The sequence below is a fragment of the Flavobacterium sp. CLA17 genome, from assembly GCF_013112255.2.
Classification (GTDB): domain Bacteria; phylum Bacteroidota; class Bacteroidia; order Flavobacteriales; family Flavobacteriaceae; genus Flavobacterium; species Flavobacterium circumlabens.
In genome coordinates, this window is the sequence record NZ_CP068294.1 from 2,010,591 (window position 1) to 2,027,824 (window position 17,234).

Below are 17,234 nucleotides of genomic sequence, written 5' to 3' on the forward strand. Positions count from 1 at the left end.
TTTTAAAGATTAAATTCTTCTTCCTGATCCCAAATAAAAACTTTCTTCTCCTTATTTTTCTGACTCACATAACCTCTGTACATTCCTTGAGAATTATATGAAAAGTTAATATTACCCTCTTTATCGATTGCTATGAGTCCGCCATCTCCTCCAAGACCTGTCAGATGCTCTTTTATGGTAAAAGTAGCAGCTTCGTCCAAAGTCATGTTTCCGAATTCCATCATATTAGAGACCCTTGAAGCCACAGTTCCTCTAATAAAAAATTCTCCTACACCGGTACAGGAAATACCGCAAGTTTGATTTTTTGCATAGGTTCCACTTCCAATTATAGCGGAATCGCCTATACGACCGTCTAGTTTATTGGTCATTCCTCCTGTAGAAGTTGCAGCAGCAATATTACCATACTGATCTATGGCTACAGCACCAACGGTGCCCATCTTTAAATTGGTATGGTCTAAGAATGTTGAGGTTTCAGATATTTTTTTTGCTTCTTCAAGTTGTTCTTTTCTGAAAACAGTATCAAAATAATTATTTTCGACCATTTCATGTCCTGTTTCCCGGGCTAATTGGTCGGCTGCTGCTCCGGAGATCATTACAATGTCTTTGTTAAGCAGTAATGTTTTGGCAAATAATACAGGGTTTTTAATTTTTGAACTATTGGCTACAGCTCCTGCTTGGAGCGTCTGGCCGTCCATTATAGATGCTTCTAATAAATGTTTTCCAGATCTGGAATAAACAGCTCCTTTCCCGGCATTAAAGTGAATGCTATTTTCCAGGGCTACAACAGCAGCACAAACTGCTTCAATCGCAGTTCCTCCTTTTTTAAGAACAGCTTCTCCCTGGTCAATGCTATTTTTTAAGTCATTTAGAATTAACTTTTTTTCTGATTCGGACAAGTTTTCTTTTGTTATTACTCCTGCACCTCCATGTATACAAAGGGCGTATGGTGTTTGTTTTGTCATTTTTATATTTTAAAATAGTAAGATAAAATAGAGACTACCGATTTAAGTATTGTGAATAATAGAGGTCAGATCGGTAGCCTCAGTTTTGTGTATTTTAATATCCGGGATTTTGTTCTATCATTCCCTTCGATACCGTTATTTCGTTTTGGGGTATAGGATAAACATTTCTAAACGTATCAATACCTAAAATGGTTTGCGCTTTGTTTAGTCGTACAACATCAAACCAGCGATGCCCTTCAAAACCTAATTCTCTCGCTCTTTCGCTTAAAAGAATAGTAACAAACGAATCAAAATCAGGAACGTCAGTCAGAAGGATAGGTTTTGCCGGTAACGCTCTGGCTCTAACTACATTTAAATCAATTAAAGCAGTCGTCAGATCTGTCTGATTTTTTCTTGCCAGTGCTTCGGCTCTGATAAGATATATTTCAGAAAGTTTGATAATAATGGCATTGGCATCAATTTCGCTATCGCGCGATCCGTATTTTTCAACAAAAACTACTTTGCCGGAATTATAATAAAGATTAGCTCTTGGGTCATTATCCATACTCATAGGCTTGAAATAACTGTTAAAATTTGCAGAAACTTCTGGTGGTGATATCGATAAAAATTCAGTTAAACTGTTACCGTCAATTCCTAGAAATTGCAATTCAAAAATAGCTTCACCTGACCCTTCTGTATCATAAATATCATTGTATCTGGTATTTAATTGATAGCTGCTATTAGAAATTACTTTTGTCGCATACAGAATAGCATTGTCATAATCTCCTTTGTACAGATATACTCTTGCCAGCAAAGCCTCAACAGCTGTTTTGGAAACTAAAAATCTATTGGCATTATTTTTTAATAAAGTTTGTGCCAGCGTAAGATCGTTAATAATTTGCTGATACGAAGCTGCAACGGATGATCGCGGCAGTAACAATGCGGTTTTAGCATCAAGAAATTGCGTGGAAACCGGAATGCCAAATTTTGAATTGGGTTTTGTAAATTCTCCAAATTGCCTCAAGGCATCAAAATGTCCTAAAGCTCTGAAAAATAAAGCGTTTCCTTTTGAATCATTATCCACAAGATTTAGTTCTTCCATCTTGTTCAGAATCAAATTACTTGCATTTACCAAGGCATAAACATCTACCCAATTATTTTGAATATAGGTATTAGAAGTAGGTACAATTGCTTTGTCTAATTGGGAAAAACGTTCCTGAAAACCTGTGGCATCGGCAATACCTCCGGTTAATTCCTGGGCCAGAATAAATTCGCCGCCATAATAAGTACCGCTTTGCATCTTGTCATAGAGGCCAACTACTGCAGATTTTAGAGAAATTAAATCTGTTATGGCTTGTTCGGAGCGAATTTCATCATCTAGTTTGGTTTCAAGTACATCATCACAACTTGTTGCAGAAATGAGGAGTAAACCACATAGCAAAAATGGAATATATATTTTTTTCATGATTTAGATTTTAAAATGTTGTGTTTAATCCTATTGTGAAAGTACGGGCCTGGCCAAGGGTTCCAAAATCTTCACCTTGTAAAATATTAAGGTCTTCCTGGCTTGCCGTATTGGTAGAAATTTCCGGATCAAATCCTAAATAATCTGTAATTGTAAATAAATTTTGAGCCTGTACGTACAATGATAAATTGTTTAGACCAATTGTTTTTATAAAGGTAGCAGGCAATTTGTAAGCAAGACTTAAGGTTTTCAGACGAACATAATCGCCATCTTCCAGGAATTGAGTACTAAATCGCTGCATTTGCGTCGATCCTGTCGATGGTCTTGGTACATCTGTAATTTGTCCCGGCTCTCTCCAGTAATTGTCATATACTCTTTGGCTGATATTGGCATATGGAATATCGCTTTTGGTTAAACCAAAATTTTCATACACGTGTCTGCTTTGGTTAAAAATTTTGTTGCCGCCGGAAAACTGAAAATTAGCAGTCAAAGTAAAATTTTTATAGGTAACATTATTTGTCCATCCACCGAAATAAGTTGGTACGGCTCCTCCAACAATTTGTCTGTCATCAAAGTTGATGATTCCGTCTTTGTTTATGTCATCAAATATGGCATCACCGTTTTGAGGATTAACACCTAAAAATTTAATTAAATACAAAGTGCTTGTTGCTTGACCTTCTTTTAAAATATGATTACGCCCCATAATTTCTCCATCATTTAACAGACTTGTAATTTTATTATCCAGTAGTGAAAGATTGAATCCGCTGTTCCATTTAAAATTCTCGCCATTAATAATGCTTGCATTTAAACTAAATTCAAAACCTTTGTTCTCTATGGCACCAATGTTTTGAAATACGTTTCCAAATCCTGTAAGTCCCGATACTTTAGATTGTAACAAGAGATCATCTGTTTGCTTATTAAAATAATCAACGGTCAGATTAATTCGGTTTTTAAATAAGCCCAAATCCAGACCTATATTAAATTGTTTTGTTTTTTCCCAGCCTAAATCAGGGTTTTCTAAACGATTTGGTGCGATTCCCGGTGTACCATTATAATTAGCATTCAAAGTATAAGTACCTGTCCGGTTTGAACTTATTTCCTGATTGCCTGTAACTCCGTAGCTAGTTCTGATTTTGAAGTCGGATATTGCATTAATTTTAAAGAAACCTTCCTTGTTTACTCTCCATGCCAATGATCCGGAAGGGAAGTAACCATACTGATTATTTTCTCCAAAACGGGATGATCCGTCTGCTCTTAAAGTAAAAGATGCAATATATTTGTCATTGTAAACATAGTTTGCACGTCCAAAAAAGGATTGCAGACCATATTGGTTTTTTCCTGATGAACTTGCAATTATCGTACTTGCAGCAGAAATACTGGAAGAATTGTTAGTGGCGAAACCAACCCCGGACTGATCAGAATATTTAGCTTTTGTTTCTTGTAATGTCCAGCCAAGAATGGCTCCAAAATCATGTTTTTCTCCAAATTTTTTAGTGTAATTTAAGGTGTTTTCCATCTGCCAGCTGGTTTCTTCATAGGTTGCATAGATAGCTTCACCGGTTTTAGATTTATTGGTTCCCGGCGGCACAAAAGAGTCTTCTACAAAATTGGAATATTCTAGTGATAGGGCTGTTTTAAATTTTAAATCCGGAATTATTTTCCACTCCACAAAATTAGAACCTTGCAAACGTGTAGATTGAGAGGTATTTTTATATTCGTTGGCAATTAATGCAGGATTCTCAAGCGGCCACCAGGTATTATATTTGAAGGGATTGGTGTAATCTCCATTTTCCTGATATATTGGTGCAGTAGGATCCCAGCCTTGGGCATTGATTACGACACCATATTCGTCATTCTCTCCAATTGTTCTCTGATGATTACTGCGATTGACAAAAAACGTGGTTCCGATCTTGAAAGCATCGTTGATTTCGTGATCAAGATTTACCCGGGTACTAAGCCTTTTGAATCCTTGTCCAATTTGAATTCCTTCCTGGTTATAATAATTTCCGCTTACAAAAAATTTAGTTTTTTCAGAACCGCCTTTTAAGCTAATATCAAGATTTTGCGTGATGCCCACTCTGAAAATTTCTTCAAAAATATTTGTATTTATGCCTTTTGAAGTATCAATCCAGTCAAAGTAGTCTTTTCCAAGACCATCAAATTCTGCGGCCGTATTAAAGAAGCTTTTAAAATTCTCACTACTTGCCATTTTAGGATAGTTTGTAATTTCAGAGAGTGCCGTATAATAATTTACGTCAAAGGTACTTTTTCCTAATTTCCCTCTTTTTGTAGTAATTAATATGACACCATTTGCTCCTCTTGATCCGTATATGGCTGCCGCAGCCGCATCTTTCAAAATAGTTAAAGACTCAATATCGCTTGGGTTAATATCTGCCAGTGGATTTACCGGTTGAATATTTGCGTTCAGTGAAGAATTATTTCTGGAAACCAGTGGAACTCCATCAATAATAAACAAGGGCTGACTACTCGCAGAAATAGAGGAGATTCCTCGAATGTTGATATTTATAGCACTACCGGGTGTGGCTGATGAAGAACTGATATTTACGCCGGGTGTTTGACCTTGCAGGGCATTTTCAAAACTCGAGGATGTTGATTGAGGTAAATCTTTTGTTTTTATAGTTTGAATACTGGAACTTACATCTTTTTTAGCTTGTGTTCCATACCCAATAATTACTACTTCATCCAGGTCCTGCCCCTGTTTTAGGTAGACTGTATAATTGCTATTGTTTGTTAAAGGAATTTTTACGGTTTTAAGACCTACATAGGAGGCCTCAATTGTTGTGCTGTTGGCCGGGATTTCTAATTTAAATTTCCCGTCAAAATCAGTTACGGTGCTATTATTAGAATTGGTTGCAATTATATTTACCCCAACCATCGGTTGATTAGATTCTTTTTCTAAAACAGTTCCGGTAATGGTTTTTTGGGCGTATGTCGATATACAACAAAAGAGTACTAAAAACAATGTTATACTGCTATTGAATTTCATTTTATAAAGGTTTAAATTTTTATACAAGAGATAAATAAGTATACTTTACTAACCCAAATGAAATAGGGGAAGTATTGATACTAATGAAATTTATTAACGATTATAAATGTAGTTTAACAATTAAAAATTGGTTGCAGACCTTTTAGATAAAAAGATTTACAATCAATTATGTACAGCGATAGATTGGTTAGGTTCATAGTTTTTTTGGTAAGAAATAAAATAATACGAATTCGATTCTGTAACTAAAAACTCAAAGTAGTGAGTTTCTGTTTAGAATTTTATCTTCAGCAATTAAAGATTGGCTGAAGGCCTCTTAAGGAAAGAGATTTTGTCGCTATTATTTTGTTTTTTCTTTTCAAAACCAGAAAGGATATTATTAGATCATAAAAGTATAAAAAAAAGTGAAACAGCAAAAAAATATATGTTATTTTTTTAAATAATTTTCACTTATTTGATTAATTGTCTGATTTATATTGATTAGTTTGTGTTTTTTGATAAGATATATTTAATCATGTGATTTGTATTCAGGCGTTTGATGACTGCCATTCTGTATCAGCTCTTAAGGAAATTAAAAAGCTTGAAAATTCTGTGCAGACTATAATTGAAGAATATAACTCTGCATTTTTTAATTATTATGAAAAGCTTATTATCAACAACTATTTTATACATTTTATTCTCTTATTGATTTATTGTTTTGTCTTCATTTTTTATTCTTTTACCCCCCCCTTATTTAATTATGATCTTCTTTTATTTTTTTACAAGTAACTGAAATTTAGTCAGGTGTGAAAATTGTAAAAAAAAGTTAAAATTTTATTTTGTTTAATTTTTTTGAAATTTAGTTAAACAAAATTAATTAACTTAGCGATATAAATTATAAAAAATATCTTATGAAAACAATCAAAATTAAATTACTTATTTTTTTAGCTTTAATTGCTTTAGTTAGTATTTCATGTAACAATGATGATGATACCCCATCACAACAACCTCAAACAATCGCATCAATTGCTAAAGCAAATCCTAATCTTAGCTCTTTGGTTGCTGCTTTGGAAAAAGCAGGTCTCACTGCCACATTAAATTCCTCCGGTTCTTATACCGTTTTTGCTCCTACTAATACGGCTTTTAGTGCTTTTTTGTCTGCTAAAGGTTATGCTAATCTTGATGCAGTTCCTGTAGCGGCTTTAAAGGAAATATTACTCAATCATGTTTTAAGTACAAAAGTCAAATCAACTGAAATTACAACTGGTTATGTTAAAACTTTAGCCAAGGGAGGCGCATCCGCGACAAATACAATCAGTATGTATATTGAAAAAGGTACAGTTGTTGATATTAATGGTGGAAAAACAAATGGGGGCGGTACAGTAACAACTGCAGACATTGAAGCCTCGAACGGAGTCATTCATATTGTTGACGGCGTTATTGGACTTCCTACTATTGTGAATCATGCCATTGCCAATAAGAATTTTACAACTCTGGTAGCGGCCCTGACCTATAATCCTGCATCGGGTTTTGCAGGCATATTATCGGGAACAGCCAGCTCACCTTTTACTGTTTTTGCTCCTACAAATGCGGCTTTTACCAGTTTTTTAACTGAGACTGGATTTTCAGGACTTGCTGCTATTCCGGCAAATGTTCTGGAAACAACTTTAAAATACCATGTTGTTGCCGGGGCAAATGTGCAATCATCAGCTTTAACAAACGGGCAGGTTGTAAGTACTTTTGCAGCACAAAACTTTACCATTGGCCTGACTGGCGGCGCAAAAATTACAGATGCAAGCGGCAGAGTTAGTAATATTGTTGCTACAGATGTGCAATGTTCAAATGGAATAATTCATGTAATTGACAAAGTTTTATTGCCTAAATTTTAATTACAGTAAAACTGTATTTCAAGCGGGTATCAAAAAATAAAATTTGAATCTTTTTTAATAAAGCGATTAAGTTAAAGTTTATTTTTCTTAATCGCTTTTTAGCATCAATTGGGATGAAAAAAGGGAGAAATCATTTTTGGAGGTTCAATGGTTCTGTCGCATTTGGGAATAACTTTATCTTTATAATTTTAAACCCATCGAGTCATTGTTATCCAAAGTCTATTATTCTGCAGGCAGTATATTTTAAGCTTATGTTTACTTTAAGTTATCGAGATGTTGAAGAAATAAGGAAGATAAGGGGAGTGATTGTGGATCATGCTACGATCCAACGCTGAGTTTATAAATTTACATCTTTCATTGAATCAGAGATGAAGAAGAAAAAGGTCAAAGTGGGGGCAAGCAGGAGATTGGATGAAACCTATATAAAAGTAAAATGTATTTGGTGTTATTTATATAGGGCAGTTGATAAATTAGGCAATACGGTTGACTTTCTTTTGACCAGAAAAAGACAGAGAATGAGCGTTCAGTGTTTTCTAATTAAAGCAATTAGTAATAACCACAAACCACGAGTAATAAACATTGATAAAAGCGGTTCTAATACAGCAGCGATCAAAGTATATAACAAGCGTTCGTTCTCAAAGATTAAAATCCGGCAATGTAAATATCTTAACAATGTAAATATCTTAACAATGTTGTCGCACAGGACCATCGTTTTATCAAGTGGCGTATAAAAAACGGATTAGGCTTTAAAAGTTTTGAATCTGCAAAGAGAACTCTAAGCGGAATTGAAGTTGTGCATATGCTTAGAAAGAATCAGATGATTAGACCAGGGATATCTATGTTTAAATCATTCTGTAAATTGGCGAGGTAATTTTTAAATTACTTAAATTCTTATATTTGACTCTGACAGATGCGACAGAACCAGTGGACTTAAGGTTGCTTTTAAAATAAAAAACTGGCTCAATTCTTAAATTGAAGCCAGTTTTTCATCTTGTAAAAGACTAATTACTAGTTACAGAATAACTATTACAAGTAAAGTTTACCCCATTTCCGTTTGTACCGTAACAGGATGAGATCTCAAATCCATATTGTATGTCTCCAACAGTAACATTACCAAACCATCCCTTGTTTTTTACCCAATTATAGATTGCTTTTGCATCTATTGTACCGCTATTGGTTTTTGTTGTGCGTAAAAACGAATAAACATTATTTGATCCTTTGTTTCCTCGGAATACATTCCACGTGTGACCACCAATACTTTGGTTTGTGTATACCGGAACAGAAGCACCGGTTGATGAATAATTATAAGAAATTGGTTTTACATTTCCCGAACCATCTGAATTTCCTGTATAATTCAACCACAGCATTATTTCATTAGCTTTATTGCTATCCCAAAGATCATAGGCTGATACCCAAGCACCTCCGCTAGGCGTAGTGGCGTTAAAACTAGTACTAAGCGTATTGATTGTATTCAATACTTTACCTACATATTTGGATGAATTTGGGTATGATTTGATACCCGCTGTATTAGGATGGTTTGCCCAAATACCCCAATTGCTATAATTATTTGCCCAAATGGATTGACTTCCTGCCCCAAAACCCCATATGTTGTTGTAAATGGTATAACCTCCATTTGACCAATTGGCATACTGATCAGATGATGACCATGCAGCTTTAACTTCTGATTCATTGTTTTGTTCACTTGTTTCGCAACTCATAAACACAAGACTTAATACTACAAATAAAATTGATTTTTTCATAAATTTTAATTTTAAAGGTTAATTAATTAGTTGTACTAATGTATTAATAATTGCATATTAATCTTGTTAATTATTAAAAAACCAATGTATTTTTCAATTATAATTATAAAAAATAGAATATAATTCGTTAAAATTCAAATATATTTTTTAGTTATGGTTTAATTGACCATATATAAAGTAAAAAACTGAGAATAATATAATTTGCAAAAGATAAAATAGAGTTATTCTCATAATAGTAAGAATAACTCTATTTTTTTTGCTTATTTGCAGCGAGGATAAATTGTTTGTCAATGTGTTGTTATACAGTTGTATAGCAACTTACAGAAGAAAATTGGTTTACTGTCCTAAATTTGCAACCCATATATTTCCTGACTTTGCTGCACCCATTTCTAAATAAGTATTACTCATTATAGCTTTGCAATGGTCTTCGCTATTTTTCCAGCCCATTACAACTTCAAAAGGAGTATTGTAATTGCGTGCAATAACTTCGCCTACATATTTACCGGTATAATAAAATGCAGCAGCTCTTTGTATAGGACTTGTACCTTCGGGGGATATATGTGAGAAAAAATTACGTACATTCATGTCATGAGCATAATTGATAGCTGTTTTAGTCAATATAGAGTTACTTACTAATGCAGGTACAGGGGGCATTTCATCGGCGCCACATTTACATCCCGTTGTTCTAAGTTTATTTATTTCAATCAAAACAGAATCGGTGACGTCTTTGTCATCAATTGGAGTATCGTTATCACTACTGCACGAGATGAATAATAATGCATTCAAAAGAATATAAGTAAAACACTTTGTAGACATAATAATCGATTATTTTTTTTAGCTATAAAGATATTTGATTTATAATTCATTCATATTAGATTTCAATGTATTCTAAAAATTTATTTATAGGAACTTTATATTGACTAATTGGATTATTGCTATTATAAAATATTTTTTATGATATTTAACACAAATAGCAGTTACTTTTTGATATCAAAATATTGGGTAATGTATCAGATGTGTTGGGGGGCAATTATTCTATTTAACATTTACAGTTAATCAACTATTTATAGTATTATAGCACTAAAAATTAAAACAACCTTCGAGGTTGTTTTTTTGTTTTATAACGTCTTAAATGGAAAAAAATGGGTTCAAACTAGACTTGGTGTTGCAGATGTGCTGGTGAAATTAGAAACATGATAAAATATGGAAAAACAAAGTCTGGAGCTCAGAGATATATTTGTAAGCTGTGCAGGAAAACAAGAGTTGAAAATAAAACCCATCTTAAATAAAAGGCCTTATGGTGATTTATAATTGAAAAAGTATATATTTGAAAATAAATAACGTGTAATACTTATCACATATATCTACCCAAATTTGGGTCGCTTTCTGTTGGTTTTGTGATACATATAAATAGATTGTGCCTTATTATAATACAACTTCGATAAATACAAAATGAAAAAAATAATATTCTTAGTTCTTACATTATTTATTACAAATTTTAACAATGCTCAAAACACAGTACTTGACAGTTTAGTTCAAAAAAATGGTTTTCCTTTCCAAATTGATAAAAATATTTCCTTTCAGGGAAAAGGATGGGATGTTTTGCTGGACGAAATAAAACAATCTAATTCTGTTTTGTTGGGAGAAATTCATTTTACAAACGAAATTCCTTATTTCACAAATGCTATTATCAATGAGGTTGATTTTGATAACTATTTTCTTGAGGTTGATCCTTATTCTGTAGATTTAATCGAAACAAAAATTAAATCGCTATCTACTGAACAGCTTAATTCTTTTGTTAAAGAATATTATACAAACTTTTCTTTTTTGCAGTATGAACCCGAATTTGCTTTGTTTAAGAATTTAGTTAAACGTAATACCAAAATATATGGTGTCGAACAAATGAGCGTTTCTGCAGATCAAATGATAATTTCAAATTTAAAAGAAACTTCGAAAAATAAAAAAGTGATTGAGATATATGACCAAATGCTTCATAATTCGAAACTAGTTACATCTAAAGAAGGTTTGGAAAAATACTACATGCTTTCTGAAGATTGTCTTCAAAAGTTAGATTTGTTGTTGAAGTTAAAACTTTCTGACAAAGAGCTAAAACAAATTGAAGCATTTAAGTTAAGTAGAGAGATTTATACTAAAAGAAGTCATCCCTTAAGGATTCAATTGATGAAAAACATCTTGCTAACCCAAATGCCCGATTGGAATAACAAAAAAAATCTTTTCAAATTTGGAGCGAACCATCTACCAAAAGGGGAAACCATATTAACAAAAACCGATTTATATGATATAGGCAGCTTAATTTCTAATATTGAAGAGGCAAATTTCAGGAAATCGTTACATATAATGATTATAGGAAAAGGAGAAGACGAAAATGACAACACTAGTTTTAAATCTTTTCTAAATATGGTAAATGATGAGCAATGGTACTGTTTTGACTTAAGACCTTTAAAGAAATCTATTTTACAAAATAAGCTAAAAGTAGATGATATATACTTATCGAGAGTTATAAAGGGTTATGATTATCTTATTTATATTCCTAAAGTAACTGAAAGTAAAGATATCTCGATAGAATAACAACGCACAACCGCCATTTGGCCCTTGCTGACGTGAGCTTTTCGGTCGTGAACGCAACAAGACGTTAACAAATTGGAGTAAAACAAAAAAAAGCCATATTTCTCTGAAGCTTTGTCTTAAAGCGGGAAGCATTCAAATATCTAACCATTTTTTTTGAAGATTATTATACGATTATTGCATTTGCATCCTAAAACTTAATATTGAAAAGTTCTACAATTTGTTTAAAAAATAGTATTATTCTTCAAATAGTTCTATGTCTTATTTCTTTATATTTTGAACGGCCAACTGGCAATAATTCACCATTTTTAAGCAGCATATTATATCTTCCACCAGCTTCTACAATTAATTTATCGGCTTCATGCCAGCAAAGAATATAGGATTTATGAATTCTTTGGAATGATGACGGAAGCAGTTTTTCTAATGATTCTAAGGATTTGTCATGAAGTTCAACGCGTCCGTCTGCTAAATGCAGTTCCGTATAAATTCCTGCTCCTTTAATAAATTTTATCTCTTTTATAGTAATGAGTTTAATCGTTTTTGCTTTTTTTACAGCTAAAAACTGAACATCGCCACTGGTTTGTTTTTCTGGTGACGTAAAACGTGTAAAAGCCTGCGAAAGCCTGTTTTCATCAAATGGTTTGGGTACAAAATCCAATACTCCGTAATGAAACGCCGTAATCGCTTTGTCCGTATAAGCGGAGATGATAATGGTTTGAAAAGATTTCGCGACCACACACTGCAGTATATAAAATCCGTCTTCGCCATTTAAATTCAAGTCGAGCAAAAGCAAATCAATAGAATTTGTTTGAATCACGCTTAATCCATTTTCTACCGAATCACAAAGCAAAATTTGGACTTCTTTATCAAAAAAATCCCGAGTCATTCGCTCGATTCGTTTGGCAATTCTGGCTTCGTCTTCAATAATTAGAATCTTCATTTTTTATCAAAAATTTCAATTGTTGTCAGCCAGCCCTCTTCTACAGCAACAGAATCAAATTGCCAGTTGTCTCCGTAACTTTCATTCAGTCTCGCTTTTATATATTTAAAACCAGTACCGCCATTTTTGTCTTTTTTTGTTTTTCTGTTTTTAGCGATCACTAAAAGCGAATATGATTTGATATTTTTTTCTTTGGTAAAACTCAGACAAAAACGGATACAGCCTTCTGTTGGAGGCAGACTGTGCGTTATTCCGTTTTCTACAATAGTGTGTAGAATTGCGGGCGGAATTTCTTCCTTTTCATCAATATCTTTTTCGTCCCAATCATAACAAATTTCTTTGCGAAAAGACATTACTTCCAAATGTTTTTGGCACAAACTGATTTCTTCTCTTATGGGAAAAAGTGTTTCCTCTGCGATAGAATTCATAATGTCAAATTCGTCTGCCAGCGCGCGAATAAAGACAACGCCTTGCTGTGGAGACTCTTCGACCCAATCAATTAAAGAAGTTAATGTATTGCGAAGAAAATGCGGCTGAATGTTTTTCTTAATCAGCTCTAACTGTAATCTTGACGAAAGCAACAACGATGTATTATGGGCTTCTTCAATAGCTTGAGCCCGAATAGTGTGCAGGTAAAGCATAGACAATACGATGATCGTAAAAGCGATAAACAATCCAAAATCAAAAAACAAAAAGTAATTGACTACTACACTTGCCATTAAGCCAGCCAGAACAATTAGACCGCCTTTTATTTTTCGAACTGCCGCATTGCCCGCAATAATTATGGAGAAAAGACACATCGCATAACTAAAATAAATTGCTGTCCTGTCATAATGCCCGTAATAAATAACGTAGATTACGATAAGGCACACAAACACAAGCAACAGAAACAAACGCTTTTTTTGGAAGTCAAACTGCAGCATAAAATATAAGGGAATCAGCATTGATACAAAAAAAGTAAGCCAGCCAACGATTTTCAATCGGGCATAATAATGGGTGTACGGAATGTCAATATAAAATTTGACATATTCTACAATCAGCAGAAAGAAAAAAAGCAGACAGATTATTCCGAAGAGCAAAACTGTAATTTCTTCGCGAGTACTGTTGATATAAAGAAAAAAATAGTAAATCGACGCAATAAGAAAAGCCCCAGCCATAAGGTTCATAAAAGACATTGTAATGAGCGGTGCACGATGCAAGCTCAAAAAACTTTCAAGTTTTATGTTAATGCCACGATGGGATTCCCGCCATTTCGATTGCGTTCCTATTACCGTGACAACGTGCTTGCCAATATAAGCAAGATTTTCAGGTATTTGATAGTAAGTCATTTCTGTTCCAGGTACTTCGACTTGACCGTTTTTTGCCATTTTTCCGTTGCTTCCTACTAAAATGCCATCCCAATACACATCAAAAGCACCGAAACCATTAACTTGCAAACCTAATGGCTCAGCAGTGTTTGCGCGTTTAAGCAGCATTGCGTCGATATGAACTTTAAATATCGAATTTTCAGACTTGCCGAGATAATTTTGTAGCTTATCATCATCGCTGTAATATGTTACATCCGATTTTACATAATCAGTATAATGCTCACATGATGTAAACAAAAGGAGTAAAAACGCGATAAAAAAGGTCAAACGGTGCATGAGATAAAGATAATATAATTATCGGATAGCCCAATGCATTTCAAAAGCTCTTAGAGCCGTTTGCATGTTTTAAAAGAAGGTGTTTTCTTTTATCACCTAATCTTGTACTGTAAAAAAAAACCTAACATGAAAACCCTTATAAATTGTATTTTAATTTTATTTTTTCATCTTTTTAGCCATGCACAGCAAACCAGCGTTGCCGGCAAAGTAAAGGATAAGGAAACCAAAGAAGTATTGCCGTATGTGACGGTTTCAGTACAAGACAGTAAAATGAAAACCGTAATAATTGGCGTTACCGACGATCAGGGCATTTTTAATTTAGAAGGACTGCCAATGGGTAAAATGACGATCTCTTTTAGCTTTATAGGATATCAAAATTATGCGCAGCCGTTAGAAATCATTTCGGTTAAACAGAAAATAGAATTGGGAATAATTGGTTTATCTACAGATGCTGTAGAATTAAACGCCGTAGAAATTAGCGGACAAAAACCAAACATCAGCTTAAAGCTGGATAAAAAAGTTTTTGAAGTTGGCAAAGATGTACTCTCGCAAAATGGTTCTGCAAATGATGTTTTAAATGGCGTTCCGTCTGTTGCGGTCAGCCCAACGGGATCGGTAAGTCTTCGTGGTAACAGCAGTGTATTGGTATTGATTAACGGTCGTCAATCAGGTTTAACCCAAAATAACGCGCTTGATCAAATCACAGCTGATCAAATTGAAAGAATAGAAGTAATTGCAAATCCTTCATCGAGATATGATGCTTCGGGTTCGGCAGGAATTATTAATATTATCTTGAAAAAAAACAAAAAAAGCGGTTTTAGCGGTCAGGTACGACTGGTTGCCGGTTCCCCAAATGACAGCCGTCTTAATCCGAGCATCAATTATAAATCCGATAAGATCAATATATTTTCTAATTTCAGCATCCGATCTTCTGATTATGTTGGACTTTATACTACCAATCAAGCTACTGCGAATAACGGTACAACAAGTTACTTAAACCATGTACAAAACGAAAATCGCCACGATGATGGTAAATTAATTTACATTGGCGCCGATTATTTTATTGATGAGCATCGCACCATTACAGCTGCTTTTCTGAAAAATGCCACAAAAGACAATGATAAAACGCAGTTGTTATACGATTACAGCAATGCTTCTCTTGCAAAAGACAGCATTTTGAACCGAGAAGGAAAATCATTAGAAAAAAGAGATTATAATCAATTTGAGTTTAATTATACGCAAACCTTTAAACAGCCGGTCAAAAAATGGACGATTGATGTTCAGTATGATTGGTGGAACAGCGATAAAGATTGGAATCTTGCCACACAACGTTTATATCCAACTGTTATAAACTATGCAGGAATTAGAACGAGCTCCATTGGCAACAGCAAAGATTTACTGGTTCAAAGTGATTTTACACAGCCCATTGACAGTGTTTCAGTTTTTGAATTTGGCGTAAAAACAGAAATCCGAAAAGTTTCCAGTATTTTTTTAGCCGAACAGCAGCAAGGTGATACTTTGAACATCTACCAAAATATTGATAACGACATGAATTATGATGAAACGATTGCCAGCGCTTATGCTCAATACAGTAATAAGAAGGGCCGATTTAATTATATGTTGGGACTCCGCAATGAGTTTACCAAAATCGAAATTACCGATATAAAAAACACCTATAATGATGATAAAAAATACAACAGAGTTTTTCCTACCGCAAATTTGAGTTATAAGTTTGAAGCTTCGACTTTACAATTCAATTACAGCAAACGCATCAATCGCCCGTCTTTGTATGCCTTATATCCTTTTAACGAACTGACCGATATAAATTCTCAATATATTGGCAATCCAGATCTTAATCCGTCGTTTACAGATGTTTTTGAATTGGCCTTTCTTAAAACATGGAAAACCTTTACGCTGAATCCCTCTGTTTATTACCAGTGGGAAAGCGGTTATATTCAGGATTTTACTTATCGTGAAAATGATATATTTTATACAACGCCTATTAATATTCAGCATGAAATACGAAGCGGGGCAGAGCTTTCAACATTATGCAATCCGATAAAATGGCTGCAGATCAATCTGGAAATTAATTTCTATCATTTCACTCAAAAAGGAAATTATCAGGATGAAAATTTAGATTACAAAGGCCAAACTCTTACAGGACGTTTGAGTACTCAAATAAAATTGCCGGCTAAATTTAGTTTTCAAGGCCGTTATAACTTTCGCGGGGCACAGCAAAATGCACAGACAAAAAACGATGCCTTGCAGTCTCTTGATTTTGGTTTGAGCAAAATGTTACTAAAAGATAAAGCTACACTTGTGTTTGATGTCACTAATGCTTTTAACCTGCGCCAAAATAAAAGTACTACAACCGGCACAGATTATTATATTGCTGAAAACAGTATTCCCAACGCGGCGCGTTACCGTTTAAGTTTTGTTTATTGTTTTAATTTGACCGATCCAAAAGCAATCAGACAGGGGAATAGTGCTAATCGAAATTAATTTATTACTTGACGTTTATAATTTTCTTAGTTAGTAAAAGTAAATTTAAAGACTCTAAATGAGATTTACATATAATGTTTTTTTGAATTCTTAAGCGGGAACAGGACTCGAACCTCTAAAAAAAAACACTAAAAATAGACAAGGAGCTCTAAAAGTTTCGAACCTAAACTTCTTATAACCTTATTTTGCTGTGGTTTTACTTTTTCAAAATGCAATGTGCCACGATTCTGCCACAAATCTTAGACTGGTGAAATATTTTTAGAAAACCGCCTTAAATTGTTGTGGCAAAAATGGTATCCACTCCAAGACAAAAGTGCCACGATTCTGCCATAGAAATTTTGGGCATTTTTATAAAGATTGAAAAATGTAATAAAAGTAAAAAACCTGCGAATCCTAGGATTTGCAGGTTTTACCCAGTTTTTCTCGGGTTTTTGAAAAGATTGAAAAAGTGACCTTTTTACTTCTTTTACCCTTTTTGTGGGGAGAGCAGGATTCGAACTTTATGTGTTGAGATCCCGTCTTTGT

Annotated in this window: 12 protein-coding genes; 5 read left to right on the forward strand and 7 right to left on the reverse strand. The window is 33.9% G+C overall.

Annotation, left to right across the window (positions count from 1 at the left end; genetic code table 11):
• Positions 1 to 2: 2 nt before the first annotated feature.
• The 3 genes from HAV12_RS08705 to HAV12_RS08715 form a co-directional block, all read right to left on the reverse strand.
• Positions 3 to 962, reverse strand: a complete 960-nt coding sequence (locus HAV12_RS08705) for an isoaspartyl peptidase/L-asparaginase family protein (protein ID WP_171569301.1) — start codon at positions 960 to 962, stop codon at positions 3 to 5.
• A gap of 94 nt (positions 963 to 1,056) precedes the next feature.
• Positions 1,057 to 2,406 (reverse strand): RagB/SusD family nutrient uptake outer membrane protein, encoded by a 1,350-nt coding sequence (locus HAV12_RS08710; RefSeq protein ID WP_171569302.1) that lies wholly within the window; start codon positions 2,404 to 2,406, stop codon positions 1,057 to 1,059.
• Positions 2,407 to 2,416: 10 nt separating this feature from the next.
• Positions 2,417 to 5,413 carry a TonB-dependent receptor gene (locus HAV12_RS08715; RefSeq protein WP_171569303.1) on the reverse strand — a complete coding sequence of 999 codons (2,997 nt, stop codon included), beginning with the start codon at positions 5,411 to 5,413 and terminating at the stop codon, positions 2,417 to 2,419.
• Between the two features lie 887 nt (positions 5,414 to 6,300).
• On the opposite strand from HAV12_RS08715, the gene HAV12_RS08720 reads away from it, so the two are divergent.
• From HAV12_RS08720 to HAV12_RS23060, 3 genes are all read left to right on the forward strand, one after another.
• Entirely contained in the window at positions 6,301 to 7,278 is a 978-nt protein-coding gene (locus tag HAV12_RS08720; RefSeq protein ID WP_171569304.1) for a fasciclin domain-containing protein, read from the forward strand.
• Between the two features lie 368 nt (positions 7,279 to 7,646).
• Entirely contained in the window at positions 7,647 to 8,009 is a 363-nt protein-coding gene (locus tag HAV12_RS23055; RefSeq protein ID WP_197984779.1) for a DDE-type integrase/transposase/recombinase, read from the forward strand.
• Complete coding sequence (locus HAV12_RS23060; RefSeq protein WP_370528496.1) at positions 8,006 to 8,149, forward strand: hypothetical protein; 144 nt, start codon at positions 8,006 to 8,008, stop codon at positions 8,147 to 8,149. Before HAV12_RS23055 ends, HAV12_RS23060 begins: the two co-directional genes overlap by 4 nt.
• 130 nt (positions 8,150 to 8,279) lie before the next feature.
• Here HAV12_RS23060 and HAV12_RS08735 read toward each other — a convergent pair whose 3' ends face one another.
• Both HAV12_RS08735 and HAV12_RS08740 read right to left on the reverse strand, forming a co-directional pair.
• Positions 8,280 to 9,038, reverse strand: coding sequence for a glycosyl hydrolase (locus HAV12_RS08735; RefSeq protein WP_171569305.1), 759 nt, complete (start codon positions 9,036 to 9,038; stop codon positions 8,280 to 8,282).
• Positions 9,039 to 9,374: 336 nt separating this feature from the next.
• Complete coding sequence (locus tag HAV12_RS08740) at positions 9,375 to 9,854, reverse strand: CAP domain-containing protein (RefSeq protein WP_171569306.1); 480 nt, start codon at positions 9,852 to 9,854, stop codon at positions 9,375 to 9,377.
• 636 nt (positions 9,855 to 10,490) lie between these two features.
• On the opposite strand from HAV12_RS08740, the gene HAV12_RS08745 reads away from it, so the two are divergent.
• Positions 10,491 to 11,627, forward strand: coding sequence for a hypothetical protein (locus tag HAV12_RS08745; protein WP_171569307.1), 1,137 nt, complete (start codon positions 10,491 to 10,493; stop codon positions 11,625 to 11,627).
• Between the two features lie 241 nt (positions 11,628 to 11,868).
• Here the strand turns inward: HAV12_RS08745 and HAV12_RS08750 are convergent, their stop codons facing one another.
• Both HAV12_RS08750 and HAV12_RS08755 read right to left on the reverse strand, forming a co-directional pair.
• Entirely contained in the window at positions 11,869 to 12,564 is a 696-nt protein-coding gene (locus HAV12_RS08750; protein WP_171569308.1) for a LytTR family DNA-binding domain-containing protein, read from the reverse strand.
• Positions 12,561 to 14,168: a histidine kinase gene (locus tag HAV12_RS08755; protein WP_240345253.1), complete on the reverse strand. Its 1,608-nt coding sequence runs from the start codon at positions 14,166 to 14,168 to the stop codon at positions 12,561 to 12,563. Before HAV12_RS08755 ends, HAV12_RS08750 begins: the two co-directional genes overlap by 4 nt.
• A 165-nt stretch (positions 14,169 to 14,333) precedes the next feature.
• Here HAV12_RS08755 and HAV12_RS08760 point away from each other — a divergent pair, with 165 nt between their 5' ends.
• Positions 14,334 to 16,709 carry an outer membrane beta-barrel protein gene (locus HAV12_RS08760; RefSeq protein ID WP_171569309.1) on the forward strand — a complete coding sequence of 792 codons (2,376 nt, stop codon included), beginning with the start codon at positions 14,334 to 14,336 and terminating at the stop codon, positions 16,707 to 16,709.
• The last annotated feature ends 525 nt before the right edge of the window (positions 16,710 to 17,234 follow it).